Consider the following 6033-nt stretch of genomic DNA (forward strand, 5'->3'; position numbering starts at 1 on the left):
GGCCAGTTCCAGGGACAAGACATTCTTTTCGGCCAGACCGAGGGTCCGGGCCAGTTCGCGGACATGTCCCTGAACCAGGGCCAGAAAGCGCCTTTCGGCCGGAACGCGCAATTCGGTGGTGAATTCGGTAGGCATGCGTGTGCAATATCCCGATCGGATTCTATATTGTTAATCTTGGAATTATTCTATCAATAACATCAACCAATGCATCCCCATTTTGGTGGGAAGCAAGCTCGTGTCGCACTCTGGAGCCACATCTTCTACGCGTATATCGTCGCCAATATATAGTTCGATATCATCAAAATAGAGGCTAAGTCGATCAATGACCGGATCGTTCCATTTGTTGTAGAGCCCAGTTTTGAAATGTAGAAAGTCATCGGCTGCAGGGTCGTACGAATCTGGGAGCGTTTTGACGTTGTTGGCATAATCGAGCAACTCGCCATCCTTCCAAACCCGCCAATAGCCTTTGGAAGACTGCGTCCAGACTATTTCGTAGGTGAACGACATCCACTGGCCGGTCTTGATATGAAACGGCACGAGTTTTTCGTCGGGTATCGCTCTATAACGAAAATGATAGATGGAAGGATCTTCTTCATTGGCTTTCTTCAAATCGTTAAAGATGCCACCGCCGTAGGCAATCGTTTCGTCCTCTGGATAATTTGATGCGGGCGCTTTTGGATATTTTGCCGCGCCGGTATGAATTTGGTTGAACGACATCCAGTCCCAAACGATATCGTCGATATTCAAGATGGTGTCATCTGTTAACAACAGTTTCCATTTTAATATATGATGCTGGTCGGTCACAAGGCCATGGGCCGAGGTCAGCACATATTCCGATTTGTCGCAATCAGTGGTGTTTGGTGCCGGAAGCGAAGGGAACGTATGGGATACGCAGACATAGTCCGATGTGTTTGCTCCGGATTTAAGCGGGTTCTCGACCACTTCACTATAGGCGTTTCCGTTATTGCCCCACACCGCCCAAAAATTGGAGAATTTGGCCGGTTTAAGGATGCCTTGTTCAAAGTCTGCCAAGGAATAGGCATTCAGTTTCGTGGCGCGAATGGCCCCGGATAATCCAGAAATATGGGCCACTTCCAGATCCGTCAGCGCCTTGCGATAGAGTCTGATATCGTCCATGTATCCTCTGAAAAAATAGCTGGCCGAGCTGGAGTCTGCTCCAAATCTGAGTGGATAGCTGTTCGTTGTTTGGAAATAGGTGCCCGGTTTTTCATCAACCAAAACGCCGTTTACGTAGGCACGCAATGTGTCTCCATCGTAGGTAGTGGTATACATATACCAGGTGATGTCATCCAGTTCATCCTGCGACACATAGTCGCCACTCCAAGAATAGTCATACAGCGTCGTTACAAACATTCCATATTGATACCAATAGGCGACGTTGTAGCCTCCGTTTCTGCCGTATCCATACGAAATCATGGACGCCGCATTTGCCGATTGAATTGAGTCTGGTTTGACCCAGCACGAAATGGTCCATCCATTGGTATCTACATTTAGAATCGACCCATCCGCCTCGACAGTTATGTAGCTGGATCCATCAAAAAAGTATGATGAATGTGTCGTTCCATTTCTGTCCGTAGCCAGCGTTGCACCGGTCACCACGCCGTGGTGACCATGACCACTTTCATCATGTGCATTACCGTTAAATGGATAATAGGCAATCAGGTACTGATCGAGAGAGGAATCGGATTTTTTGATGTCGTTTCGTGAAAAAATATTTAATGATTTTGTATCTGTAGAACTGAATTCATTAGGAAAAGATGCAAATGATGATTCAAAAAGAAGGAAGAAAAATAAAAATATAAGAACTACTGTCTTTCCCATATTTCCCCATATCATTTTTTGTCCAAATGGTGATAAAGCGAAAGATTGTTGATTCAAACATTTAAAAAGATTATTCACTTCAAATCTCCTGTCCACGTGAATCGTGAGTGAACGAAAAAAAGAGGCGCTTTTCAAGAATCCACGGCCGCATGTGGATAATGCAGGATCGTGCATGAGCCGGACATGCATCCAAGGTTGTCGAGGAAGACATTGTCCGTGGAGTTGTTCAACTGAAATCCGGCCAGCTAGACGCCTGAACGGTAGCGCACATGGGCAGGTGTGGGCACTGAGGGCTTCCGAATCATTCGTGGCTGTGTCATCACGCAGCTTCACGGATAGCCAAGGTCGGGGACGATGGCAACGTCTTTCCCACATTGGAAGAGACTGTCATTTCAACGGTCAACACCGACCCTGTCGAATGGTTCCCAGACCACGTCCCTGGGCCGGTTCATGGAGGTCAACGACATGATGCCCGAGGCCATGAAGTCCCTGTACATCAAACCACATGGCGGAATGCGTATTGTCGAGCCGTTGTTTCAGTGAAGGGGATCAGGCCGGACGCCAGTCCAGATCGCAGCACAGGACCAGGGGCCCGGTGGGGCCTTCCAGGCACAGGGAAAGGGTGACACACATGTGGGCCCCGGTGATGGACAGATAGGGCCTGGTGATCTGGACCCTGCCAGGTTCGCGAAGGGCCCGGCGCAGGTAGGGCCGCCGGAACCAGTCGGCCTGGGCAGCGGCCTCCACCGGGGCGAAGCGGGGGTCCATGACGGAGTGGTAGGTGGGGGCGGGGATGGTCTGCCCGATCTGGACTCCGTCCGGGGTGAGTAAAAAACAACGGACCACCTGGGGGTCGCGAAAAAGCAGATCGGCGGCCCGGGAAAGATTGCCGTCCTCGTGGACCAGGGCTCCGGCCGCCCGGAAGAGTCGCTCCCATCCGGATGATTCCCGGCGGGAGACCTCCTCCCGGGCCAGGGTCCGGGCCTTTAATTCTGCGAACAATCCTCGAAAATCAAAGGACAAGGCCAGCAGTTCGTCCGGATCGCTCAGGGGCCGCGCGAAGTGGAAGCCCTGAACGAAGTCGGCCCCTGCCTCCAGGGCGATGAGGGCTTGGTCCGAGGTTTCCACCCCTTCCATGAGGACCAGGCTTCCGGCTTGGTGAAAGAGATGGACCAGCCCGGGCAGGATGTCCCGAATCGACCCTCGGCTGGCGGCCCGGAGGACAAAGGAGCGGTCGAACTTGACGATGTGGGGCCCCAGGTTCCAGACCCGTTCGAAATTGGACCCTCCGGCCCCGAAATCGTCCAGGGCGATGAGGCAGCCGAGGCTTCGATAGTACTCCACCGTGGACAGAAGGAGCTCGTTGTCGGTGATGGGGTGCTCGACGATTTCCACCACCACCCGGTGGGCCGGAAAATTGAACCGGTCCAGCAGGGCCTCGAAGAATGAGCCGAAGGAATGCCCGTGGACGACCACCTGGGGATGGATGTTCAGAAAAAGCCAGCTCAGGCCGTCATTCAGGGCCTCGAAGTTGAGCAGATGGACAAAACGGCTCATGCGATCCAAGGCCGTCAATTCGGCCATGGTGCACCGATCGTTGAAGAGAACCGGCGGTGGCAGGGCCCGGCCGTCTCCATCCCGAGGCCGGATCAGAGCCTCGAAGCCGACGATCCGCTTGTGCGCCAGGCTGAAGATGGGCTGAAAGGCGCTGGCCAGTGACCTGGCCGGGCAGCAGGCCAGATCTAAGGGTTGGCTCGAAGCCAGAAAGACTTCGATGTCCGACAGGCTTAGGGGCAGGGATGGACCAAGGGCGGACCCGGATGAGTTCGCCACCTGGGTTTGGATGGGTTGGATCATGGAGTCGGGTCTGCCAGGACCGTGCCAGCGTAAATCTATGGTCAATGCCATAGTTTTGGATCACGTATTGGCAATTTTCTGCAACTTTGCCTAATTTTTTGACAATATCGAGAAATATCTCGGGGTGTGTCACGGTCTCCGTTTCTAGGGTTTGCAGGTTACGTGGCAGACCCCTGATGGGGTGTTTACAGCGTGAGGAAAGTATTTTGCTTTGAGCCACAGGGCCACGTTGACCAAGCCGATGAGCACAGGCACTTCGACCAGGGGGCCGATGACTGCGGCAAAGGCCTCTCCGGAATTCAGGCCAAAAACGGCCACGGCCACAGCGATGGCCAGTTCGAAGTTGTTAGATGCCGCGGTAAAAGCCAGGGTCGTGGTCTGCTCGTAGGTGGCCCGAAATTTCATGGACATGAAGAAGGTGATCAGGAACATGAGCAGGAAATAGACGCACAGGGGAATGGCAATGCGAACCACATCCATGGGCAGTTAGACGATGTATTCGCCCTTGAGGGAAAACATGATTACGATGGTGAACAGTAGGGCGATGAGGGTCAGTGGGCTGATCCTGGGGATGAAGGTTTGGTTGTACCATGTCTCACCCTTGGTCTTCAGCCCGACAATGCGTGTGACGACCCCGGCGATGAAGGGAATGCCCAAATAGATGAACACGCTTTCGGCGATCTGTCCGATGGTGATGTCCACCACGGCTCCCTCCATGCCGAACCAGCCCGGCAGGATGGTGATGAAGAACCAAGCGTAGATCGAGAAGAAGATGACCTGAAAGATGGAGTTGAAGGCCACCAGGCCGGCTCAGTACTCGGCGTCGCCGTGGGCCAGCTCGTTCCAGACCAGGACCATGGCGATACACCGGGCCAGGCCGATCAGGATGAGGCCCACCATGTACTCATGGTGTCCGGAAAGGAAGAGAACGCCCAGAAGAAACATAAGGATGGGGCCGATGATCCAGTTCTGGACCAGGGAAAGCCCCAGAATCTTGATGTCCCGAAAGACAAAGCCCAGTTTCTCGTAGCGCACCTTGGCCAAGGGTGGGTACATCATCAGGATCAGACCAATGGCGATGGGAATGTTGGTGGTTCCGACCTGGAAGATGTTAATGGCATCGCGGACTCCCGGATAGATATATCCACCGAACACCCCAACGGCCATGGCCAGGAAAATCCACAGCGTCAGGTAGCGGTCGAGAACGCCGAGTCGTTTCAGTGTTGATGCGGTCATGGTCACCTCATTTTTGAGACAGTGATCCGGGAAGCGTTTCGACAAAGGCCCTGATCTCGTCCCGGACCCTCCGGTAGTGGCCCAGGGCCTCTACCTCGGTCTTGGCGTTTCGGGCCAAACTGGGCGGGTCGTCGAAGCCGACATGCATCCTGAGGGTTTTGCCCCGGAAGAAGGGACAGGTTTCGTGGGCATGGCCGCACAAGGTGACGACCCAGTCGAAATCAAGGTTTGGGAGATCGTCCAGGGTCTTGGAGGATTGGCCGGATATGTCAACTCCAGCCTCGGCCATGACTGCCACGGCCCGGGGATTGAGTCCGTGCCTGACGATGCCTGCCGAATGGGCCTCGATGGAATCAGTCTTGATGGCCCGGGCCCAGCCCTCGGCCATCTGGCTGCGGCAGGAGTTTCCGGTGCAGAGAAACAGGATGCGCGTCATGGTTGAGCTCCACGAGATGTGGCGTTGGTGTTGTCTTGATCATATTCCCGGTCATTATTAAGCGTCCCGGCCCCCTTGGCCGCCCTCTTTTCATTCTCGAGAGTCCTGAGTTGCATCAGGGAGGCTTGAATCTGACGGTTCAGTGCCTGGGTCAGCGCATTTTCGTTGCCCTGTTCCTGGCGATAAGCCAGGCCGAGCATGCATAGTGCCCGGGCTGCGTCGTTGACTTCGGTCGGCTCGTTTTTAACGCCGATAATGGATTGCAGGCGTTCGTACCAAGGATTGTACGGAGACTCGTCCGTGAAGCCCAGGAGATGGAATTTTTCTTTCATTTTAAACAGTTGTAATTCTTCATAGAGCTCGCACAAAATGCCGCACAACGTGGAAGGATATTTGGGTCCTGCAGGCGGCATGGAGCGTTTGGCAGCACAGCCGGTCAGAACAAGGGTCAGGATCAAGGTGAACAGAACTCTTCGCGTCATGGGCCGGTCATGGCAGGTTTCGAGGTACTTGTCGATGGGGTCCGATCAAGACTCCGTAAGATCCTCTACTGTTCCATTCAAATCAAACAAGGAGTCGTCTCCGTCATCCACGTGTTCGAGTAAAAGGCCTTCCTCCTCCAGATAACTCAGGATGGAGTTCATCCCGGACAGGACGATGCG

The 6033-nt window shown here is 54.0% G+C and carries 4 protein-coding genes and 1 pseudogene; all 5 read right to left on the bottom strand.

Features of this window, described 5'->3' with window-relative positions:
• Positions 1-180 precede the first annotated feature (180 nt).
• The 5 genes and pseudogenes from EOM25_11555 to EOM25_11575 all read right to left on the bottom strand — a co-directional run bounded on the left by EOM25_11555 (position 181) and on the right by EOM25_11575 (position 5829).
• The gene (locus EOM25_11555) at positions 181-2217 is read right to left on the bottom strand and encodes a hypothetical protein (GenBank protein ID NCC25808.1); all 2037 of its coding nucleotides are present in this window, start codon (positions 2215-2217) and stop codon (positions 181-183) included.
• A gap of 174 nt (positions 2218-2391) precedes the next feature.
• Positions 2392-3750 carry an EAL domain-containing protein gene (locus tag EOM25_11560; protein NCC25809.1) on the bottom strand — a complete coding sequence of 453 codons (1359 nt, stop codon included), beginning with the start codon at positions 3748-3750 and terminating at the stop codon, positions 2392-2394.
• Positions 3751-3843: 93 nt separating this feature from the next.
• Positions 3844-4935, bottom strand: a pseudogene (arsB, locus tag EOM25_11565) (ACR3 family arsenite efflux transporter).
• Between the two features lie 7 nt (positions 4936-4942).
• A complete protein-coding gene (locus EOM25_11570) occupies positions 4943-5371 on the bottom strand; it encodes an arsenate reductase ArsC (GenBank protein NCC25810.1) in 429 nt (142 codons plus the stop codon).
• A complete protein-coding gene (locus tag EOM25_11575; protein ID NCC25811.1) occupies positions 5368-5829 on the bottom strand; it encodes a hypothetical protein in 462 nt (153 codons plus the stop codon). The genes EOM25_11570 and EOM25_11575 overlap by 4 nt, the downstream gene beginning before the upstream one ends.
• Between the last annotated feature and the right edge of the window lie 204 nt (positions 5830-6033).

It is taken from the genome of Deltaproteobacteria bacterium, assembly GCA_009929795.1.
Lineage (GTDB): Bacteria > Desulfobacterota > Desulfovibrionia > Desulfovibrionales > Desulfomicrobiaceae > RZZR01.